The organism is Actinacidiphila rubida (assembly GCF_900110255.1).
Classification (GTDB): domain Bacteria; phylum Actinomycetota; class Actinomycetes; order Streptomycetales; family Streptomycetaceae; genus Actinacidiphila; species Actinacidiphila rubida.
Genome location: NZ_FODD01000018.1, coordinates 105,320 through 123,846 on the forward strand (window position 1 = coordinate 105,320; position 18,527 = coordinate 123,846).

The 18,527-nt window shown below is 72.7% G+C and carries 19 protein-coding genes; 5 read left to right on the plus strand and 14 right to left on the minus strand.

What is annotated here, in order from left to right; all coding sequences use genetic code 11:
* Positions 1-175 precede the first annotated feature (175 nt).
* From BMW99_RS19140 to BMW99_RS19155, 4 genes are all read right to left on the minus strand, one after another.
* Positions 176-643, minus strand: coding sequence for an imidazolonepropionase-like domain-containing protein (locus BMW99_RS19140; protein ID WP_075017208.1), 468 nt, complete (start codon positions 641-643; stop codon positions 176-178).
* Between the two features lie 24 nt (positions 644-667).
* Positions 668-1,891 (minus strand): cyclic dehypoxanthinyl futalosine synthase, encoded by a 1,224-nt coding sequence (gene mqnC, locus BMW99_RS19145; RefSeq protein WP_075017209.1) that lies wholly within the window; start codon positions 1,889-1,891, stop codon positions 668-670.
* Between the two features lie 184 nt (positions 1,892-2,075).
* Positions 2,076-2,375 carry a WXG100 family type VII secretion target gene (locus tag BMW99_RS19150; RefSeq protein WP_069467418.1) on the minus strand — a complete coding sequence of 100 codons (300 nt, stop codon included), beginning with the start codon at positions 2,373-2,375 and terminating at the stop codon, positions 2,076-2,078.
* 284 nt (positions 2,376-2,659) lie between these two features.
* Positions 2,660-3,520 carry a menaquinone biosynthetic enzyme MqnA/MqnD family protein gene (locus BMW99_RS19155; protein ID WP_075017210.1) on the minus strand — a complete coding sequence of 287 codons (861 nt, stop codon included), beginning with the start codon at positions 3,518-3,520 and terminating at the stop codon, positions 2,660-2,662.
* A gap of 252 nt (positions 3,521-3,772) precedes the next feature.
* Between BMW99_RS19155 and BMW99_RS19160 the strand changes: the two genes are divergently transcribed.
* Positions 3,773-3,976 (plus strand): cold-shock protein, encoded by a 204-nt coding sequence (locus BMW99_RS19160; protein WP_069464869.1) that lies wholly within the window; start codon positions 3,773-3,775, stop codon positions 3,974-3,976.
* Between the two features lie 118 nt (positions 3,977-4,094).
* Here the strand turns inward: BMW99_RS19160 and BMW99_RS19165 are convergent, their stop codons facing one another.
* Positions 4,095-6,002: an AMP-dependent synthetase/ligase gene (locus BMW99_RS19165; protein WP_069464868.1), complete on the minus strand. Its 1,908-nt coding sequence runs from the start codon at positions 6,000-6,002 to the stop codon at positions 4,095-4,097.
* Between the two features lie 33 nt (positions 6,003-6,035).
* On the minus strand, positions 6,036-7,316 hold the full coding sequence (locus tag BMW99_RS19170) for an acetyl-CoA C-acetyltransferase (RefSeq protein WP_069464867.1): 1,281 nt from the start codon (positions 7,314-7,316) through the stop codon (positions 6,036-6,038).
* A gap of 106 nt (positions 7,317-7,422) precedes the next feature.
* Between BMW99_RS19170 and BMW99_RS19175 the strand changes: the two genes are divergently transcribed.
* Together BMW99_RS19175 and BMW99_RS19180 are read left to right on the plus strand one after the other, a co-directional pair.
* On the plus strand, positions 7,423-8,691 hold the full coding sequence (locus BMW99_RS19175; protein ID WP_069464866.1) for a 3-oxoacyl-ACP reductase: 1,269 nt from the start codon (positions 7,423-7,425) through the stop codon (positions 8,689-8,691).
* Positions 8,692-8,696: 5 nt separating this feature from the next.
* Positions 8,697-9,524, plus strand: a complete 828-nt coding sequence (locus tag BMW99_RS19180) for a MaoC family dehydratase (RefSeq protein WP_069464872.1) — start codon at positions 8,697-8,699, stop codon at positions 9,522-9,524.
* A 1-nt stretch (position 9,525) separates the two neighbouring features.
* On the opposite strand, the gene BMW99_RS19185 is transcribed toward BMW99_RS19180, so the two are convergent.
* The 6 genes from BMW99_RS19185 to BMW99_RS19210 all read right to left on the minus strand — a co-directional run bounded on the left by BMW99_RS19185 (position 9,526) and on the right by BMW99_RS19210 (position 13,864).
* Entirely contained in the window at positions 9,526-10,110 is a 585-nt protein-coding gene (locus tag BMW99_RS19185) for a TetR/AcrR family transcriptional regulator (protein WP_107451632.1), read from the minus strand.
* A gap of 270 nt (positions 10,111-10,380) precedes the next feature.
* Positions 10,381-10,683 (minus strand): DUF4229 domain-containing protein, encoded by a 303-nt coding sequence (locus BMW99_RS19190; RefSeq protein ID WP_069467183.1) that lies wholly within the window; start codon positions 10,681-10,683, stop codon positions 10,381-10,383.
* A 50-nt stretch (positions 10,684-10,733) separates the two neighbouring features.
* Positions 10,734-11,255, minus strand: coding sequence for a GNAT family N-acetyltransferase (locus BMW99_RS19195; protein WP_069467184.1), 522 nt, complete (start codon positions 11,253-11,255; stop codon positions 10,734-10,736).
* A 44-nt stretch (positions 11,256-11,299) separates the two neighbouring features.
* Positions 11,300-12,463 carry an aminofutalosine synthase MqnE gene (gene mqnE, locus BMW99_RS19200; protein WP_069467185.1) on the minus strand — a complete coding sequence of 388 codons (1,164 nt, stop codon included), beginning with the start codon at positions 12,461-12,463 and terminating at the stop codon, positions 11,300-11,302.
* A gap of 131 nt (positions 12,464-12,594) precedes the next feature.
* Entirely contained in the window at positions 12,595-13,050 is a 456-nt protein-coding gene (locus BMW99_RS19205; RefSeq protein WP_075017211.1) for an Lrp/AsnC family transcriptional regulator, read from the minus strand.
* Positions 13,051-13,132: 82 nt separating this feature from the next.
* Positions 13,133-13,864 carry a UbiX family flavin prenyltransferase gene (locus BMW99_RS19210; protein ID WP_075017212.1) on the minus strand — a complete coding sequence of 244 codons (732 nt, stop codon included), beginning with the start codon at positions 13,862-13,864 and terminating at the stop codon, positions 13,133-13,135.
* Between the two features lie 236 nt (positions 13,865-14,100).
* Between BMW99_RS19210 and BMW99_RS19215 the strand changes: the two genes are divergently transcribed.
* Positions 14,101-14,634, plus strand: a complete 534-nt coding sequence (locus BMW99_RS19215) for a rhomboid family intramembrane serine protease (RefSeq protein ID WP_069466213.1) — start codon at positions 14,101-14,103, stop codon at positions 14,632-14,634.
* A gap of 136 nt (positions 14,635-14,770) precedes the next feature.
* Positions 14,771-16,015 carry a hypothetical protein gene (locus BMW99_RS19220; protein ID WP_141726375.1) on the plus strand — a complete coding sequence of 415 codons (1,245 nt, stop codon included), beginning with the start codon at positions 14,771-14,773 and terminating at the stop codon, positions 16,013-16,015.
* Between the two features lie 93 nt (positions 16,016-16,108).
* Here BMW99_RS19220 and mqnP read toward each other — a convergent pair whose 3' ends face one another.
* Positions 16,109-17,038, minus strand: a complete 930-nt coding sequence (gene mqnP, locus BMW99_RS19225) for a menaquinone biosynthesis prenyltransferase MqnP (RefSeq protein ID WP_256090470.1) — start codon at positions 17,036-17,038, stop codon at positions 16,109-16,111.
* The gene (locus BMW99_RS19230) at positions 17,035-18,492 is read right to left on the minus strand and encodes a menaquinone biosynthesis decarboxylase (RefSeq protein ID WP_069466210.1); all 1,458 of its coding nucleotides are present in this window, start codon (positions 18,490-18,492) and stop codon (positions 17,035-17,037) included. The genes mqnP and BMW99_RS19230 overlap by 4 nt, the downstream gene beginning before the upstream one ends.
* Positions 18,493-18,527: the final 35 nt, after the last annotated feature.

The following is an 18,527-nucleotide window of genomic DNA, read 5'->3' on the forward strand; positions in this document are numbered from 1 at the left end:
GACAAAGGGCACGCACACCAGGGGCGCGAGGAACTGCGCGAGCAACCAACCACCGGCCGGGACACGGCAACGCACCCCAAGGGGCTGGGCGGACCCCGAAAGGGGCGCGGGGAACTGCGCGACAAGCCACGACGGCGCGGCACACGGCCGGCAAGCCCCGGGGGCACCCCGTTGGCTACACCCGGCGGTGCAGGACGCGGCCCGCCACGACCGTGGCGACACACGTCCCGTCGGGCGCGAAGACGCAGAAGTCCGCCCGCCCCCCGGCAGCCAACGGCACGGCCCCCCCGAGCACGAGCCCGCTCCGCGCGACAGCGCCCCGCACCACGGGATCCTCAAGCGGTCCGGCGACCGCCGTGACGCCGCGCCTCAGCAGCTCGTGCGCGGCGCGGCGCGCCGCCTCGCCCCGCTCGCGAGCACCCCCGCCCGCCGGCCCCGGCGGGACGTCGAGGCCGCGGGCCTCACGTCCCGGCCCCAGGACGCCGCCCCACTTCCGCACCCGCGCGGCGGGACTCGCCGCGGCCAGTTCGGCGAGCACTCCGACCGCGGCGATCGTGGAGCCGTCCACCAGGACCGCCCCGCCGGGCACGGCCGGCCGGCCGCCGCCGGGCTCGACGACGTCCGCCGTGTGCAGGCTCAGCACCGGGGGAACCCCGCGGCCGCGGCCTCAGCTCTCACTGACGAGCAGCTTCAGCTCGGGGTGCGCGGTGCCGCCCTCGATCGCGGTCGAGGACAGGTGCGAGACCACGTGGTCGTCGACCGGGTCGTTCGCCGGGTCGTCGTGGACGACGAGGTGCTCGTAGGTGGTGGCCCGCTGCGCGGGGACGCGCCCGGCCGACCGGATGAGGTGGATCAGCTCCATGCGGTTGGAGCGGTGCTTCGCACCGGCGGAGGAGACCACGTTCTCCTCCAGCATGACCGAACCCAGGTCGTCCGCCCCGTAGTGCAGCGAGAGCTGGCCGACCTCCTTGCCGGTGGTGAGCCAGGACCCCTGGATGTGGGCGACGTTGTCGAGGAAGAGCCGCGCGATGGCGATCATCCGCAGGTACTCGAAGAGCGTGGCCTGCGTCTGGCCCTTCAGGTGGTTGTTCTCCGGCTGGTACGTGTACGGGATGAACGCCCGGAACCCGCCCGTGCGGTCCTGCACGTCGCGGATCATCCGCAGGTGCTCGATCCGCTCGGCGTTGGTCTCGCCGGTGCCCATCAGCATGGTGGAGGTGGACTCGACGCCGAGGCCGTGCGCGGTCTCCATGATCTCCAGCCAGCGCTCGCCGGACTCCTTCAGCGGAGCGATGGCCTTGCGCGGCCGCTCGGGCAGCAGCTCGGCGCCCGCGCCGGCGAACGAGTCGAGGCCGGCCGCGTGGATCCGGCGGATCGCCTCCTCCGCGCCGACCCCGGAGATCCGCGCCATGTGCTCCACCTCGGACGCGCCGAGCGAGTGGATCACCAGCTGCGGGAACTCCCGCTTGATCGCGGAGAAGTGCTCCTCGTAGTACTCCACCCCGTAGTCGGGGTGGTGGCCGCCCTGGAACATGATCTGGGTGCCACCGAGCTCCACGGTCTCCGCGCAGCGCCGCAGGATGTCGTCCAGCCCGCGGCTCCAGCCCTTCGCCGTGTCCTTGGGCGCCGCGTAGAACGCGCAGAACTTGCACGCCGTCACGCAGACGTTCGTGTAGTTGATGTTCCGCTCGATGATGTACGTCGCGATGTGCTCGGTGCCCGCGTAGCGGCGGCGCCGCACCGCGTCGGCGGCGGCGCCGAGCGCGTGCAGCGGGGCGCTGCGGTACAGGTCGAGCGCCTCCTCCGGCGTGATCCTGCCGCCCGCGGCGGCGCGGTCGAGGACGGCTGCGATGTCGCTCGCCGGTGCGGCCGGGGAGTTCGGGGGAGTCACCGTGGCGGTCCCTTCTCAGGCGTGGATCGGACCGGGCCAGCGTACGCCAGGGGTCCGCCCGGGCCGGGGCTGGGACCGGGGGCCGGGCCGGGACCGGCGGCGGCGCCCGCACACGCGCATGCGCCGCAGCGGAGGACGCCCGCTGCGGCGCACGGGTCCGTACCGGGAAGTACGGGAGGCCGGCTCAGTGACCGCCGAGGCCCTTGGCGAGGTGCTCGTCCGCCTGCTGGAAGGTGTCGGCCGCGGTCTCCAGGTACTTGGCCATGCCGTCCAGACCCTCGATGGTCTTGGTGGCACCCGTGTTGAACTCGGTGTACGAGGACTCGAACTGCTTCGACGAACGGTCCGTCACGTAGCCGCCGTTCACCAGGTCCTGCACGAACTTCTGGAGCGTGTGCAGCTTCTCGGTGATCTCGTGCTGGCCGGTGCGCAGCTTGCCGGCCGCGTCCCGCATGTCCTGGTACGTTACGTTCACATTAGCCATGGCGGCTTGACTCCTCATCGAAAACGATTGCCGCAGGGCCTACCCCCGTGGCGCCTGACATGCGCATCAACTTACAGGGGATGACGTGACGGGTGCAGCCCTTGGTTCCCCGCACCAGCGGCGGGACGAGGGTCCCCGGCGGCACCGCAGGTCACCGGGCGCCACGGCCTCCACGACGCCGAACATCGCTGTTTTCAGGCCGAGTTGACGGGCCGCTCCACCCGGCGCCGGAGGGCCCCTCGACCGGCCGTGCCGGGCGGCCTTCCGGCCGGGGGCCCTCGGCGTCAGAGGGTGGGGAGGAGCTCGACGCGGGCGGCGGGCGGGAAGCCGACGCGGCGGGCGAACTCGGCGATGCCCGTCAACTGGTCCTGGCCCAGGGAGAAGTCGAGGGTGGTGAAGTAGCGCTCCAGCAGCGTCTCGTCGAACGACTCCCAGCGGGCGGCCTGTTCGGCGACCTTGGCGACCTCCTCCAGGGACAGGTCACGGGAGGCGAGGAAGGCGCGGTGGACGTCGCGGACCGCATCGGGGTGCGCGGCCAGGTAGTCGCGGCGGGCGGCCCAGATCGCGAAGACGAACGGCAGGCCGGTCCAGTCCTTCCACATCTGGCCGAGGTCGTGCACCTCCAGGCCGAGGCGGGGCGCGTCGTGCAGCGAGGCGCGCAGCGCGGCGTCGCCGATGAGGACGGCGGCCTGGGCCTCCTGCATCATCAGCGACAGGTCCGGCGGGCAGCGGTAGTAGTCGGGGGCGACCCCGTACCGCTCGGTGAGCAGCAGCTCGGCCAGGCGCACGGAGGTGCGGCTGGTGGAACCGAGGGCGACCCGCTGGCCGTCGAGCCGGTCCAGGGGGAGCTGGGAGACGATCACGCAGGACATCACCGGACCGTCGCAGCCGACCGCGATGTCGGGCAGGGCGACCAGCTGGTCGGCGTGCTTCAGGTACTCCATGAGGGTGACGGGCCCTATGTCGAGGCCGCCCTCGACGAGCTGGCTGCTGAGCTTCTCCGGGGTGTCCTTGGTCAGCTCCAGGTCGAGCAGGGCACCGGTTCTGGCCAGCCCCCAGTAGAGGGGGACGCAGTTCAGGAACTGGATGTGGCCGACCCGGGGGCGGGCCCGACCGTTGCCTTCGTACTGCACCGATGTGTCCATATCGCGGACGGTACTCCTGGTGCCCGCGGCCGGTGCGGCGGGGGGCGGGGGCGCGCCGGGCCACCCGGAAACAGGGATCTTGCGGCTCTTCCCGCGCCGAGACCCTGCATGCTACGCTCGACGCAAGTTGCAGTTTGGTTTCCTTGCAGTACAAAGCCTGCGGAGCATGTGACCCGCAGGCTTTTGTAATTTTCAGACTTCGCAGTTGCAGGTTCTGGAGCAGGGCAACCCTTTGGGCCCAAGGAGGGCTTTATGGCTACCGGAACCGTGAAGTGGTTCAACGCTGAAAAGGGCTTCGGCTTCATCGCCCAGGACGGCGGCGGCCCGGATGTCTTCGTTCACTACTCCGCAATCAACGCCTCCGGCTTCCGTTCCCTGGAGGAGAACCAGGCGGTGTCGTTCGACGTCACCCAGGGCCCGAAGGGTCCTCAGGCGGAGAACGTCACTCCTAACTAGTTCCCACTAGTCAGGAAGCTCGGCGCTGTTGCGCCCAGAACCTGCAGTACCAAGGGGCCCCGCACCTGTGCGGGGCCCCTGCCTTTTGTGCTGCTCCTTGTCCTGCGTCCCGCGACGGTCAGCGCCGGCGCCGGTACAGCTCCTCGATCTGCTCGCCGAAGTCGTGCGCGATGGCCCGCCGCTTCAGCTTCAGGGACGGCGTCAGGTGCCCGGCGTCCTCGGTGAAGTCCACCGGCAGCACCGAGAACTGCCGGATCGACTCGGCCTGCGACACCGTCGAGTTGGCGTCGTCGACCGCCTTCTGCACATCGGCCAGCAGTTCCGGGTCGACCGCCAGCTCCGCCGGCCGCAGGTCCTCCTTGTGGTGCATCCGCTGCCAGTGCGCGAGGCCGTCCGGCTCGAGGGTGATCAGCGCCCCCACGAACGGCCGGTTGTCGCCGACGACCATGCACTGCGCGACCAGCGGGTGGGCCCGCAGCCGGTCCTCCAGCGGCGCCGGGGCGACGTTCTTGCCGCCCGCGGTGATGATGATCTCCTTCTTCCGGCCGGTGATCGTCAGGTAGCCCTCGGCGTCGAGCTGCCCGATGTCCCCGGTGGGGAACCAGCCGCCGACCTGCGGCACGCCCGCGCCGTCGTTCCAGTACCCGGCGAAGACCTGGCCGCCGCGCAGCAGCACCTCGCCGTCCTCGGCGATCCGCACGGCGGTGCCGGGCAGCGGCCAGCCGACGGTGCCCAGCCGCGGGCGCAGCGGCGGCGTGACGGTGGCCGCCGCGGTGGTCTCGGTCAGGCCGTAGCCCTCGAAGACCATCACGCCGGCGCCCGCGTAGAACGCGGCGAGCCGGGTGCCCAGCGGGGATCCGCCGCATATCGCGTACCGGACCCTGCCGCCGAGCGCGGCCCGGATGCGGCGGTAGACCAGCGGGTCGTACAGCGCGTGCGCCAGGCGCAGGCCCAGCGACGGGCCGGGGCCGGTGCCGACCTGGCGGGCGACGACCGCCTTCCCGTAGGCCTGGGCGATGCGGGACGCCCGGTCGAAGGACGAGGCGCGGCCCATCTTCTCGGCGGTGGCCCGGCCGGTGTTGTAGACCTTCTCCAGCACGTACGGGATGGCCAGCAGGAAGGTCGGCCGGAAGCCGGCCAGGTCGGCGAGCAGGTCCTCGGTCGCGATGCTCGGCGCGTGGCCGAGCCGCACCCTGGCCCGCAGGCAGCCGACCGCGACCATCCGGCCGAAGACGTGCGAGAGCGGCAGGAAGAGCAGGGTGGACGCCGGCTCGGTGCTGACCGACCGGAAGACCGGGTGCAGCAGCTCGGTGGCGTTGTCGACCTCGGCGAAGAAGTTGCCGTGGGTGAGGACGCAGCCCTTGGGGCGGCCGGTGGTGCCCGAGGTGTAGATGAGCGTGGCCACGGTGGCCGGCGTCATCCCCTGCCGCCTCGAGGTGACCAGCGCGTCGGGCAGCGACCGGCCGTCGACGGTGAGCTGGCCGATCGCGCCCGCGTCGATCTGCCACAGGTGCCGCAGTTCCGGCAGGTCGGCGCGGCGGCCGCTGATCAGGCGGGACAGCTCGACGTTCTCCACCGCGCAGGCGGCGGCGCCGGAGTCGGCGAGGATCCAGGCCGTCTGGGAGGCCGACGAGGTCGGGTAGATCGGCACGGTGATCAGGCCGGCCGCCCAGCCGGCGAAGTCCAGCAGGGTCCAGGCGTAGCTGGTCCTGGCCATGATCGCGAGCCGGTCGCCGGGCTTGAGGCCGGCGGCGATCAGGCCCTTGGCGACCGCGGTGACCTCGTCGCGGAACTCGGCGGCGGTCACGTCCCGCCAGGTGCCGTTCTCCTGCTTGCGGGACAGCAGCACCTCGGTGGGCGCCTCGGTCGCGTTGGTGTACGGGATGTCGGCGAGACTCCCCCTGCGCGGGGGCTGGACCAGCGGGGGGACGGCCGCCTGCACCACGCGGCCGCCCTCGGTCAGGGTCTGCGGGTCGATCTGCGCGGCGGCCGGACCGGCAGCGGCTGTCTGGTGACCTGACGTCATGGCGGCGGCTCCTGAAGGTGGGTGAAGGGCGGGTCAGGGGCGGGTGAGGATCGCGGTGACGCCCTGACCGCCGGCCGCGCAGAGGGAGATGAGGCCGCTGCCCGGCGCGTCCCGTTCGGCCAGCAGCTGCGCGAGGGTCGCCACGATCCGCGCGCCCGTCGCGGCGAAGGGGTGGCCGGTGGCCAGGGAGGAGCCGGCGGTGTTCAGCCGGTCGCGGTCGATCGCCCCCAACGGCCCGTCCAGGCCCAGCCGCTGGACGCAGTAGTCCTTGTCCTCCCAGGCGGCGAGCGTGGCCAGCACCTGGGACGCGAACGCCTCGTGGATCTCGTAGAGGTCGAAGTCCGCCAGGCCGGTCCCGGCCCGTGCCAGCATCCGCGGCACCGCGTAGGCGGGCGCCATCAGCAGGCCCTCGTGGCCGGACACGAAGTCCACGGCCGCGGTCTCGTACGCGGTGAGGTAGGCCAGCGGGGTCAGGCCGTGCGCCTGCGCCCAGGCGTCGCTGGCCAGCAGCACGACCGCGGCGCCGTCGGTGAGCGGAGTGGAGTTGCCCGCGGTCATGGTGCCGTCCGGGCCCCCGTACACCGGCTTGAGCCGGGCCAGCTTCTCCACCGTGGAGTCCGGCCGCAGGTTCTGGTCGCGCTCCAGGCCGCGGAAGGGGGTGACGAGGGTGTCGAGGAGGCCGCGGTCGTAGGCGGCGGCGAGCCGCTGGTGGCTGGCGGCGGCCAGTTCGTCCTGCGCCTGGCGGGTGACGCCCCACTGCTGCGCGGTGATCGCCGCGTGCTCGCCCATGGACAGTCCGGTGCGCGGCTCGGCGTTGCGCGGGATGTCGGCGACGAGGTGCCGGGGGCGCAGGCCGGTGAGGGCGCGGGCCCGCCCGCCCAGGGATCGGGCCCGGCGGGCGGCCAGCAGGGTGCGCCGCAACTCGTCGTTGACGCCGAGCGGGGCGTCGCTGGTGGTGTCGGCGCCGCCCGCGATGCCGCTGTCGATGACGCCGAGCGCGATCTTGCTCGCGACCGCGAACACCGACTGCAGGCCGGTGGCGCAGGCCTGCTGGAGGTCGTAGGCGGGGGTGTCGGGGGCGAGCACCGAGCCGAGCACGGTCTCGCGGGCGAGGTTGAAGTCGCGGCTGTGCTTGAGCACCGCGCCGGCCGCGACCTCGCCGACCGTCTCCCCGGCCAGCCCGGTGCGCTCGGCGAGGCCGTCGATCGCGGCGGTGAGCATGTCCTGGTTGGAGGCGGTGGCGTACGCGCCGTCAGAACGGGCGAAGGGAACGCGGTTGCCGGCGATGACGGCGACACGGCGGACGGTCTGCATGCGGTCTCCCAGAACTCCAGGACAGCGTGGGCCGGTCTTGGCCGGAGCGATGACTCACCAGTAGCCTTACCGCCGGTAAACTTACTCCAGAGTAAGGAGAAGGCCAATGGCCGATCGCTACCTTCGCTTCGCCGGTACGGCCCCCGGCCGCTTCCTCACCCGCGGCCTCGGCCTGCCGCAGCCCGCCGCGCTGCGCCGCTGGTCCCCCGCCCACCCCGAACTGGACGGGCCGGTACTGCGGCTGACGGCCGGCGGAACGCCGCCTTCCCCCGAACCCGGCGCGTATGCCGGCATCGTGCTGGACGCCACGGCGGTCGCCGACCCCGCCGGGCTGAGCGGGGTGCACGGCGCGCTGCACCCGCTGGTCCGCGGCCTCGCCGCGTCCGGCCGCGTGGTCGTCCTCGGATCGCCCCCGGACGACGCGGGCACCGTCGAACAGGCCGCCGCCCAGCAGGCGCTGGAGGGCATCGTCCGCTCGCTCGGCAAGGAGATCGGCCGGGGCAGGACCGTGCAGCTGCTGCGCCTGGCGCCCGGGGCCGCCGCCGAGTCCACGCTGGACTTCCTGCTCTCCCCCAAGTCCGCCTACGTCAGCGGCCAGGTCATCACGATCGGTCCCGCGTCCGGGACCGGGCCGGGCGGCGAACCGGGCCGGCAGCGCACCGCGCTGGTGACCGGCGCCGCCCGCGGCATCGGCGAGGCGGTCGCCGAGACGCTGGCCCGCGACGGCCTGCACGTCGTGTGCCTGGACGTCCCGCAGGCCGCGGAACCGCTGGCCGCGCTCGCCACCCGCCTCGGCGGCACCGCGCTGACCGTGGACATCACTGCCGACGACGCCGGCGAGCGGATCGCCGCGGCCCTCCCCGACGGCCTCGACGTGCTGGTCCACAACGCCGGCATCACCCGCGACCGCAAGCTCGCCAACATGGACGCCGACCGCTGGGACGCGGTGGTCGACGTCAACCTCGGCAGCGTGCTGCGCACCACCGCACACCTGCTGAAGGCCGGCACCCTCAACCCCGGCGGGCGGATCGTGGCCACCGCCTCGATCAGCGGCATCGCCGGGAACGCCGGGCAGACCAACTACGCCGCCTCCAAGGCCGGGATCATCGGCTTCGTCCGGGCGCTGTCCGCGGCCGACGAGGCGCGCGGGCGCGGCATCACCGTCAACGCGGTCGCGCCGGGGTTCATCGAGACCAGGATGACCGCGGCGGTCCCGCTGGTCATCCGCGAGGCCGGGCGCCGCATGAACTCTCTGGGCCAGGGCGGCCTTCCGGTGGACGTGGCCGAGACCGTGGCCTGGTTCGCCCGGCCCGGCTCCGGCGGGGTCACCGGCCAGGTGGTCCGGGTGTGCGGCCAGTCGCTGCTGGGGGCGTGACGGCGATGGCACTGCTGCTCACCCTCGCCCGCGGCGCGGTCACCGGGGTCGGCAAGCGGCCGTCGCCGCGCGCCGCCCTGCCCGACGTCCGGCTGACCGAGCCCGGCGTGCGGATCGACGCCGGGCGGGTGGCCGCCTACGCCCGCGTCTGCGGGTACCCCGTGCCCGCCGACGGCGGTGACACCGTCCCCGCGCCGCTGCCGCTGACCTACCCGCACATCCTCGGGTTCCCGCTCGCCGCGCGGATCATGGCGGCCCGCGGCTTCCCGCTGCCCCTGATGGGCCTGGTGCACACCAGCGTCGACATCGTGGCCGGGACGCCCCTGACCACCGCGGACCGCCCCGAACTGGCCGTGCACGCGGCCGAGTTGCGTCCGCACCGGCGCGGCACCGAGGTGGTGATGGTGACCGAGGCGCTGCTCGGCGGCGAGACGGTGTGGACCGACCGCAGCACGTATCTGGCGCGGCACCGGGTGGACGAGGCGCAGGCCGCCGCGGCCGAGCCGCCGGCGCCCTCCGAGCCGCTGCCGGTGACCGGCACGTGGCGGCTGCCCGCGGACCTCGGACGGCGGCACGCGCGGGTGTCCGGCGACTACAACCCGATCCACCTGCACCCGGTGACCGCCCGCCCGCTGGGCTTCCCGCGGGCCATCGTGCACGGCATGTGGACGGTGGCGCGGTGCGCGGCCGAGACCCCCGGCGCGACGCGGATCACCGCGGACTTCCGCAAGCCGGTGCTGCTGCCGTCGACCGTGGAGTACGCCGCGCGCGGCGAGCGCTTCGAGGTGCGCTCGCGGGCCGGCCTGCACATGACCGGCCTCACCGAGAGCTGAGTCAGCGGGCGGAGGGCTCCCAGCGCCCGCCGCGCATCAGGTTGGCCAGGCCGGACCAGGCGAAGTTCATCAGGGTCGCGGCGTTCTCCCGGCCGGAGTGCGCCGCGCCCCAGCCGGCCAGCGACTCGGCGGCGCCCACCAGGGCGTGGGCGAGGCCGGCCACCTCCCGGTCGGCGAGGACGGGGTCGCAGTGCGCGTCGGCCGCGGCGGCGCCGATCAGCGCGCGGACGAACTCGGCGATCTCCGCCCGCATCGCGGCGACCTCCTCGGCGAACGGCTCGCCGACGGTGCGCGCCTGGCTGTAGAGGATCGCCCAGCCGTCGGGGTGCGCCGCGGTGTGCTCGAAGAAGGCCAGCAGCCCGCTCCACAGCTGCCGGTCGGCCGGTGCCCCGGGCTCGACCGCGGCCCGCACGGCCGCCTGCAGGGCTTCGGCCTCACGCCGGACGCAGGCGCTGTACAGCTCGTCCTTGGAGTGGAGATAGAGGTACACCAGCGGCTTGCTGACGCCCGCCGCGACCGCTATCTCGTCCATGGAGGCGGCGCGGTACCCGCGCTTGGCGAACGTCGCGACGGCCGCGTCGAGCATCTGCCGCTCGCGTACCGCCCGTGGCACCCGCTGCTTGCTCTGCGTCCCCACCAGCCCCACCTCTCCCCTCGCATTCCCCGGGAGCAAGCGTAGGCCGTGCCGCAACCCCCGTGCGGATCAGGCGTGACGGGGTGCGGGCGGGGCGGTGGACGGTTCGGGAGGCGGTCCGGCAGACGCGGAGCCGGGCCCGGCGGTGGGCCGCAGGCAGCCGTCGGTTCGGGCGGGCCGGACGGCTCAGGCGGAGCCGAGGACCGCAGGGGGCCGGACGGCTCAGGCGGTGTGGGGCTCGCCGCTGCGGGCGGCCTCGTCCGCGTCGTCCTCCTCGCCCGCGGCCGCGGCGAAGTTCGCCTTGGTCCGCTCGACGCGCTGGGAGACCTGCAGGGCCGCGTTCTCGCGGACGCCGCGCAGCAGCACCCAGCTCAGCGGGGCGGAGACGACGAGGGCCAGCAGGCCCACCCACAGGTAGTTGGAGTCACCGAGCCCGGCCGGCAGGACGCGCAGCCGGACCAGGCCCCAGATGACCCCGAAGCTGGCGACGATGAGGCCGAAGCGCAGTGCGGTGTAACGGAGCATGGCTCCAGTGAAGCACGCGCCCGCGGCGCTCCCGCCCGCAGGGGCTCCCCTCAGAGGGTGAGCAGCATCATGATGTCGTCGCGGTCGTCGCCGGGCGCGACCCGGATGGCGTCCGGGACCCGGCCGACCTCCTTGTAGCCGCAGCCGGCGTAGAACGTCTCCACGCCGGTGCCGCCGCGGCAGGTCAGCCGGATCGCCTCGATCCCGGGCAGGCCGCGGGCGGCCCGCTCCACCGCGGCCATCAGCGTGCTGCCGTACCCCTTGCCCTGGTGGCGGGGGTGGACCATGACCGTGTAGAGCCACATCCAGTGGGCCATGAGCCGGTGGTCGTTGTACGCCAGGAACGCGGTGGCCGCGATCCGCCCGTCCTCGTCGCGGCCCAGCACCAGCCGGCGCCGGCCCGCCGTCACCGCGGCCAGCGAACGGACGAGGTCGGGACGGATGTCGGCCGCGGTCACGGGCGGCACGAAGCCGACGGCACCGCCCGCGTTGGACACGTCGGTCCACAGCGCGCCGATGCCGTCCCTGACCTCGTCGTCGATCTCGGGGTCCAGCTGGCAGGTAAGGCTCATGCGGGAATAGTAACTATTACCCGCCCTGAGCTGCCAGACCGGGCCTAGGCCCGCATCGGCTGCGGGGTCTCGCGCCGGGCCTCGTCCGGTCCCGGGTACTCGCGGATGATCTCGTAGCGGGTGTTGCGCTCGACCGGCCGGAAGCCCGCGTCCCGGATCAGGTCCAGGATGTCGTCACGGGTCAGCTTGTTCGGGGTGCCGTACTGGTCGGCGTCGTGGGTGATCTTGTACTCCACGACCGAGCCGTCCATGTCGTCCGCGCCGTGGTTCAGCGCGAGCTGCGCGGTGGACAGGCCGTGCATGACCCAGAACACCTTCACGTGCGGCACGTTGTCGAACAGCAGCCGGGAGACCGCGAAGGTCTTCAGCGCCTCGGCACCGCTGGCCATCGTGGTGCGGGCCTGCAGCGTGTTGCGGATCTTGCCGTCCTTCATGTCCACGAAGTCGTGCTGGTACCGCAGCGGGATGAAGACCTGGAACCCGCCGGTCTCGTCCTGCAGTTCGCGCAGCCGCAGCACGTGGTCGACCCGGTGCCGGGGCTCCTCGATGTGGCCGTAGAGCATGGTGCACGGGGTCTTCAGGCCCTTGGAGTGCGCCAGGCGGTGGATCCGCGACCAGTCCTCCCAGTGGGTGCGGTGGTCCACGATGTGCTGCCGGATCTCCCAGTCGAAGATCTCGGCGCCGCCGCCGGTCAGCGACTCCAGCCCGGCGTCGATGAGTTCGTCGAGGATCTCGGACGCGCTCATGCCGGAGATCGTCTCGAAGTGGTGGATCTCGGTGGCGGTGAACGCCTTCAGCGACACCTGCGGAAGGGCCTCCTTGAGGGCCTTCAGCGAGCGCGGGTAGTACCGCCACGGCAGCGTCGGGTGCAGGCCGTTGACGATGTGCAGCTCGGTGAGGTTGTCGCCCTCCATGGCCTTGGCCAGCCGCACGGCCTCCTCGATCCGCATCGTGTACGCGTCCTTCTCGCCCGGCTTGCGCTGGAACGAGCAGTACGCGCACGACGCGGTGCACACGTTCGTCATGTTGAGGTGGCGGTTGACGTTGAAGTGGACGACGTCGCCGTTCTTCTGGGTGCGCACGTGGTGGGCGAGGCCGCCCAGCCAGGCGAGGTCGTCCGACTCGTAGAGGGCGATGCCGTCCTCGCGGGACAGCCGCTCCCCCGCGTAGACCTTCTCCTCAAGCTCGCGCTTCAGCCCGGCGTCCATCTCTCTCCTCCTCCGCCGCCGTGGGGTCGGTCGGCCCACCGACCATACGCCTGCCGCCGGGGGCGGCCGGTCGCGGCCCAGGGCCGGTCGTTTGGATCCCCGCGGCGCCGCGGGGATCCAAACGACCGGCCCTAGACCTCGTCGGGCAGGGCGCCGACCCGGTTCTCCCACTTGGTGGACAGCACGATCGTGGTCCTGGTCCTGGCCACGCCCTTGGTGCCGGACAGCCGGCGGATGGTGTGCTCCAGGCCGTCGACGTCACCGACCCGGACCTTGAGCATGTAGGAGTCGTCGCCGGCGATGAACCAGCAGTCCTCGATCTCCTCCAGGTCCCGCAGCCGGCGCGCGACCTCCTCGTGGTCGGCCGCGTCCGACAGCTGCAGGCCGACCAGTGCGGTCACCCCGAGGCCCAGGGCCGCGGGCGCGACGGTGGCCCGGTAGCCGGTGATGACGCCCGCCTGCTCGAGGCGGTTGATGCGGTCCGTGACGCTCGGGCCCGACAGGCCCACGAGCCGGCCCAGCTCGGCATAGGACGCGCGGCCGTTCTCCCGCAAAGCCTGGATGAGCTGTCTGTCCACCGCGTCCATCGGTATGGACCCTCCCGTTCGTCCCAAGACTGCGCTGCCTGGACAAGAATCTAAGGCATCAGCGGGTGCTTGCCCTGCGCATCTACTCCGCTGGTGCGGATCCCGCCTGCTCCCGCCCGCCGACCGCCTGCTCCCGCCCGCCCCCCAGCTCGCCCGCCCACCGGCGGTACAGCTTGTGCGGGACGCCGGCCGCGTCCAGCACCCGCCCGGCCACGAAGTCCACCAGGTCCTGGATGTGGGCGGGGCCCGCGTAGAACGCCGGGGAGGCGGGCAGCACCACGGCGCCCGCGTCGTCCAGGTCCGTCAGGTGGCGCAGCGTCTGCCCGTTCAGCGGGGTCTCGCGCACCGCGAGCACCAGCCGCCTGCGCTCCTTCAGGGTCACGCTCGCCGCCCGCTGCAGCAGGTCCTTGGACAGCCCGAGCGCCACCCCGGCCACGCACGCGGTGCTCGCCGGCACGATCAGCATGCCCTTGACCCGGTACGACCCGGACGAGGGGCCGGCGGCCAGGTCGCCGGCCGGCCAGTACCGCACGCCTGACAGGTCCGGCACGGCGGGGAAGAAGTCGGAGCTGCCGTCGGCGCCGCGGGCCAGCCACGCGGCCAGGTCCTCGCGCCAGTGCGCGTCACGGAAGGGCGCGCCGGTCTCGTCCAGCAGGGTGAGCCGGGCGGCCCGGCTCACCACCAGGTCGACGTCCTCGCCCGCGTGCAGCAGCGCCCGCAGCACGGCCGCCGCGTACGGCGTTCCCGACGCGCCGGAGATGCCCACCACCCACGGCGTGCGCCCGCCCGGCCTGCCCTGACTTCCTCGTTCCACGCCGTCGAGCTTAGAACCTGCCCGCCGCCGTCACCCGATCGAGTCCGTCGGCCGGGAACCGCGGCGCCCGCGCCGGCGTTCTGAGAGGTGGAGGGAGCCTTGCCGTGGGGGCGGAGGGGGATGCGGTGACGTACGGACAGACCGCGGGGAGACCCGCGCGGCCGCGCACCGGGCTGGCGGACACCGTGCTGGCGCCGTTGCGCGCCGGCACCAGGGTCACCGCCGCGGCCGCGCTGATGGCCGGCTGGGTGGCGCTGCTGTGGGTGCTGGAGGCGATCGACGTCCTCGCCGGGCACCGCCTCGACACGTTCGGCATCACGCCGCGCAAGGGCGGGGAGCTGCTGGACATCGTGCCGGCCGCGTTCACGCACTTCGGCTTCGGCCATGTGGCGTCCAACAGCCTGCCGTTGCTGGTGCTCGGCTTCATCGCCGCGCTGCGCGGCATCGGCCGGTACCTGGCGGTGGCGTTCACCATCATCGTCGTCAGCGGGCTCGGCGTCTGGCTGATCGCGCCCGCGCACACCAACACCGCGGGGGCCTCCGGCCTGATCTTCGGGCTCTTCGGCTACCTGCTGGTCCGCGGCTTCGTCGACCACCGCGCGCTGGACGTGGCGGTCGGCCTGGTCGTCGGCGCGCTCTACGGCTCCATCCTGTGGGGCGTACTGCCGAGCGCGACGGGGGTGTCGTGGCAGGGCCACCTGTTCGGGCTGGTCGGCGGCGTGGCCGCGGCCTTCCTGTTCCGCGAACGATCGCCCGCCGCCGGGGGCTGAGGCCGCCCGCCGGGCGGTGCGCCGAAGTCCCGCCGTCCGCATGCCGGTTCGCGGACGGGTCCGCGAACGCGACGTCGGCCGCGGACGCTTCCGGGACCCGGCAGCGAAGAGCACCGCGAACGCGCAGGAAACCCCCGTGAGAACACAGCCGGGACACAAGTACGCTTTCCCCAGCTCAGATCCGCAAAGATTTCTCAAAGCTTCCGAGGAGTTCGCCATCATCACCATGCGCAAGGGCCTGGCAGCCGCCGGAGTGGTGGCCCTGATATCCGTGGCCACCGCGGCCTGCGGGTCGGACACCACCACCCCGCAGGGCAAGGTCGACAACGCCTTCGAGAAGCTGGGCCAGCAGAACACCCTGACCCTGGGCCTGGGCTTCGACGGCTCCACCGACGAGATCTACAACGCGCTGAAGGGCGAGGACGACTTCACGCGCGACAACGCCAAGCTGCTGTCCTCGCTGCGCCTCTCGCTGTCCGTCAGCTCCCAGAAGTCGCTGAGCCTGCTCAGCAAGGACAAGCAGCAGGACGGCAAGGACGGCGCCGTGGCGTTCTCGCTGTCCACCGACGGCTCCGCCGACAACGGCCTCGTCGAGGTCCGCTACGTCGACCAGAAGGCGTACCTGCGGGCGGACCTGAAGGGCCTGGAGAAGCTGGCGCCGGGCAGCGCGAACTCGCCGCTCGACCAGTTCCTCGCGCAGGCCGACCAGCTGCCGTCGTCGCTGGCCTCGGTCAAGGCCGCGCTCAAGGGCCAGTGGGTGAGCCTCGACCCCAAGGCGTTCGGGCCGTTCCTCAAGAGCCTGGGCGGCGACTCGGCGTCCGGTGACTCCGCGTCCGGTGACTCCGCGTCCGGCGACTCCGCCGGCTCGCTGCTGCCCGGGGTTCCGAAGGTGGACGCCGCGACGCAGAAGCGCGCCTGGGCCGCCCTGAAGAAGGCGCTGGCCACCAACGTCACGTACAAGGACCTCGGCAACCGCGACGGCGCCGACCACGTCCAGGTGTCCGCGCCCGCGCGGCAGCTGGCCACCGCGCTGTCGGACAGCGTGGCGCCGATCCTGAAGAACCTCCCGGGTTACGACGCCAAGTCCCTGGACCCGGCGAAGGTGCCGAACAAGACGCTGGCGGTGGACGTGGCCATCAAGGGCGGCACGCTGTCCGCGATCACGTTCGACGTGGCCCAGCTCGACGACCAGGCCAAGGGCAAGCTCCCGCTGACCCTGAGCCTGAACGGCAGCGCCCGCTCGATCAGCGCCCCGGCCGGCGCGCAGGTCCTCAACCCGCAGGACATCATCGGCCTGTTCATGTCCGGCATGCCGGGCCTCCCGGGCATGCCCGGCTCGAGCGACTCGAAGGACTCCTCCCTCGACACCTCCGGCCTCTGATCCCGGACGCACACCGCGACGGGCGCGGCCCCGGACCCTGCGCAGGGTCCGGGGCCGCGCCCGTCGCGTGGGCCGCCCGCGGGCGGCCGCCGGCTATCCGCCGAGCCCGCGGGCGATCAGGTCGCAGAGCGCGAACACGAACAGCGTGATGCCGATGACGCCGTTGACCGTGAAGAACGCGCGGTTCAGCCGCGACAGGTCGTGCGGGGTGACGATCGAGTGCTCGTACAGGAACGCGCCGATCACCACCGCCAGGCCCACCCACCACCAGGCGCCGGCACCGGTCGCCGCGCCGTACCAGATCAGCAGGCCCGACGTGACGACGTGGCAGGCCCGCGACCCGTACAGGGCGGCCGGGATGCCGAAGCGGGCCGGCACCGACCGCACGCCGTGCGCCCGGTCGGCCGCCACGTCCTGGCAGGCGAAGATCAGGTCGAAGCCGCCGATCCACACGCCGACCGCGAGCCCGAGGATGACCGCGTCCCACGACCAGGAGCCGGTGACCGCCAGCCACGCGCCGACCGGGCCCATCGCCTGCGCCAGCCCGAGGATGGCGTGCGGGAAGTTCGTGAACCGCTTGCCGTAGGGGTAGACCACCATCGGCACCACCGCGATCGGCGCGAGCGCCAGGCACAGCGGGTTCAGCAGCGCGGCCGCGCCCAGGAACACCACCACGGCGGCCAGCGCGCCGGTCCACGCGGTGCGCACCGACAGCGCGCCGGTGACCAGTTCACGGGTCGCGGTCCGCGGGTTGCGGGCGTCGATCTCCCGGTCGATGATCCGGTTGCACGCCATCGCGAACGTCCGCAGGCCCACCATCGCCAGCGTCACCAGCAGCAGTTGCGCCCAGTGCACGGTGGCGTCGTCGCGGTACATCGCGGTGAGCGCCGCGATGTACGCGAACGGCAGCGCGAACACCGAGTGCTCGATCATCACCAGCCGCAGGAAGGCCCGGACCTTCCCGTCCGGCCGCGGCTCCGGCCGGAACAGATCCGGGGTGGCCGACTCTGCACTCGCACTCACAGGCCGTACTCCTTCCATCGCTTGGTCACCCGCTCCGCCGTCTCCGGATCGGACAGCACCATCTCCGGCCAGCCGCCGTCGCGGGTGTAGCCCTCCTCGGGCAGTTTGCGGGTCGCGTCGATGCCCGCCTTGCCGCCCCAGAACTGCTGGTACGACGCGTGGTCGAGATGGTCCACCGGCCCCTCCACGACGGTCAGGTCGCGGGAGTAGTCGGTGTTGCCCAGCGCCCGCCAGGCCACCTCGTGCAGGTCGTGCACGTCGCAGTCGGCGTCGACCACCACGATCAGTTTGGTGAGGGACATCATGTGCGCCCCCCAGATCGCGTGCATCGTCTTCTGGGCGTGCTTGGGGTACTTCTTGTCGATCGAGACGATCGCACAGTTGTGGAAGCCGCCCTCCTCCGGGAGGTGGTAGTCCACGATGTCGGGGACGATGATCTTCAGCAGCGGCAGGAAGAACCGCTCGGTGGCCCGTCCCAGCGGCCCGTCCTCGGTCGGCGGCCGGCCCACCACGATCGACTGGAACACCGGCCGCTTGCGCATCGTCACGCAGTCGATGGTCAGCGCGGGGAACGGCTCCTGCGGGGTGTAGAAGCCCGTGTGGTCGCCGAACGGCCCCTCGGGCAGCATCGTGCCCGGCTCCAGCCAGCCCTCCAGCACCACCTCGGCCTGCGCGGGCACCTGCAGCGGCACGGTCTTGCAGTCGACCAGTTCCACCCGCTTGCCCTGCACGAAGCCGGCGAACAGGTACTCGTCGATGTCGCCGGGCAGCGGCGCGGTCGAGGCGTAGGTGACCGCCGGCGGGCAGCCGAACGCGATCGCGACCGGCAGCCGTTCGCCGCGGCGCAGCGCGGTCTGGTAGTGGTTGCGGCTGTCCTTGTGGATCTGCCAGTGCATGCCGATGGTGCGGCGGTCGTGGCGCTGCAGCCGGTACAGGCCCAGGTTGCGGACGCCGGTCTCCGGGTCCTTGGTGTGGGTCAGGCCCAGGTTGAAGAACGAGCCGCCGTCCTGCGGCCAGGTGAACAGCGCGGGCAGCGCGTCGAGGTCCACGTCGTCGCCGGTGAGCACGACCTCCTGGACCGGCGCGTCCCCGGACTTCACCTTCTTCGGCGGGACGTGCACCATCCCGGCGAGCTTCCCGAACGCCTCGCGCACGCCGACGAAGCCGTGCGGCAGCTCGGGCTTGAGCAGCCCGGCGATCTTGTCGCTGATGTCGCTGTACGCGTTCAGGCCCAGGGCTTTCAGCAGCCGGCGGTCGGTGCCGTAGACGTTCATCGCGAGCGGCGCGGCCGAGCCGCGGACGTTCTCGAAGAGCAGCGCGGGACCGCCCGCCTTGTTGACCCGGTCGGTGATCTCGCCGACCTCCAGGTACGGATCCACCTCTGCGGTGATCCGCCGCAGGTCGCCGTCCTTCTCCAGGGCCCGGAGGAACGAGCGGAGATCGTCGTAAGCCATGGGCTCAGTCTTCCATTCCGTGCACAACGTACGCT

Coding starts and splice junctions, on each gene's coding strand:
- BMW99_RS19160 (WP_069464869.1), top strand. CDS start 3,773: ATGGCTACCGGAACCGTGAAGTGGTTCAACGCTGAAAAGGGCTTCGGC.
- BMW99_RS19155 (WP_075017210.1), bottom strand. CDS start 3,520: ATGGACACATCGGTGCAGTACGAAGGCAACGGTCGGGCCCGCCCCCGG.
- BMW99_RS19180 (WP_069464872.1), top strand. CDS start 8,697: ATGGCACTGCTGCTCACCCTCGCCCGCGGCGCGGTCACCGGGGTCGGC.
- BMW99_RS19170 (WP_069464867.1), bottom strand. CDS start 7,316: ATGCAGACCGTCCGCCGTGTCGCCGTCATCGCCGGCAACCGCGTTCCC.
- BMW99_RS19175 (WP_069464866.1), top strand. CDS start 7,423: ATGGCCGATCGCTACCTTCGCTTCGCCGGTACGGCCCCCGGCCGCTTC.
- mqnE (WP_069467185.1), bottom strand. CDS start 12,463: ATGGACGCCGGGCTGAAGCGCGAGCTTGAGGAGAAGGTCTACGCGGGG.
- BMW99_RS19165 (WP_069464868.1), bottom strand. CDS start 6,002: ATGACGTCAGGTCACCAGACAGCCGCTGCCGGTCCGGCCGCCGCGCAG.
- BMW99_RS19190 (WP_069467183.1), bottom strand. CDS start 10,683: ATGCTCCGTTACACCGCACTGCGCTTCGGCCTCATCGTCGCCAGCTTC.
- BMW99_RS19205 (WP_075017211.1), bottom strand. CDS start 13,050: ATGGACGCGGTGGACAGACAGCTCATCCAGGCTTTGCGGGAGAACGGC.
- BMW99_RS19150 (WP_069467418.1), bottom strand. CDS start 2,375: ATGGCTAATGTGAACGTAACGTACCAGGACATGCGGGACGCGGCCGGC.
- BMW99_RS19185 (WP_107451632.1), bottom strand. CDS start 10,110: ATGCTCGACGCGGCCGTCGCGACGTTCGCCAAGCGCGGGTACCGCGCC.
- BMW99_RS19195 (WP_069467184.1), bottom strand. CDS start 11,255: ATGAGCCTTACCTGCCAGCTGGACCCCGAGATCGACGACGAGGTCAGG.
- BMW99_RS19215 (WP_069466213.1), top strand. CDS start 14,101: ATGGCCGGCTGGGTGGCGCTGCTGTGGGTGCTGGAGGCGATCGACGTC.
- BMW99_RS19230 (WP_069466210.1), bottom strand. CDS start 18,492: ATGGCTTACGACGATCTCCGCTCGTTCCTCCGGGCCCTGGAGAAGGAC.